The sequence below is a fragment of the Parabacteroides distasonis genome (genome assembly GCF_004793765.1).
In the GTDB taxonomy this organism is placed as follows: domain Bacteria; phylum Bacteroidota; class Bacteroidia; order Bacteroidales; family Tannerellaceae; genus Parabacteroides; species Parabacteroides distasonis_A.
The window spans coordinates 1-590 of sequence record NZ_SRYM01000153.1 but is presented as its reverse complement, the minus strand read 5'-3'; the positions used below and the strand labels follow the sequence as shown (position 1 = coordinate 590).

Sequence of the window (590 nt, the reverse complement as noted above, 5' to 3'; positions counted from 1 at the left end):
ACTGTTAACTTCACAGCACAAGGAGTTTATCAGCGCGTACAGACAGTGGGATCAGCTAGATCATGCCACGGAATATGTCCTGTTCAAACGGAACATAGGCCCCGGCCTCCGTATTGGCGAGACCTCTTTGAGTTGCGGAGAATTATATACTGTTGTCACTAACCGTACGGGACGTGGTGGCAAAGGCACACTTGTGGCCATGATACGTGGCACGAAGTCTGAAGACGTCATAAAGGCGCTTGAAATGATTCATGTCTCCAAGCGTAAGAGAGCCAAAAAGAAATGACCGGTTTCATGTACGGAAACTCTTCTATGAGGCAATTGATGAACTCAGGATTACTTATCGCTGGATGGCACGGGATTTTGAGAACGATGAAATTCAGCGGTGCGGAGAGCAAAACATAGAGTATGTCCCGTTTCGATATGCCAATGGTGATACCCGTGAGCAGCTGCTGGCAAGGGCTAGACATGTACTTGTCAAGCATTATAGCAAATGGACTGAATCCCAAAGAATACGTGCGGAAATCATATTCGCACATTATCCGGAGCTGAAATCAGTTTACGACTTGGCTACAGAGTTGACCAATGTG

The 590-nt window shown here is 46.8% G+C and carries 1 protein-coding gene and 1 pseudogene; both read left to right on the top strand.

What is annotated here, in order from left to right; genetic code table 11:
• A pseudogene (locus E5342_RS19945) lies at window positions 1-286 on the top strand (ISAon1 family transposase); the annotation flags it as partial.
• The coding region (locus E5342_RS19160; RefSeq protein WP_246867184.1) for a transposase at window positions 252-590 on the top strand (339 nt) is incomplete at its 3' end. The pseudogene E5342_RS19945 and the gene E5342_RS19160, both read left to right, overlap by 35 nt.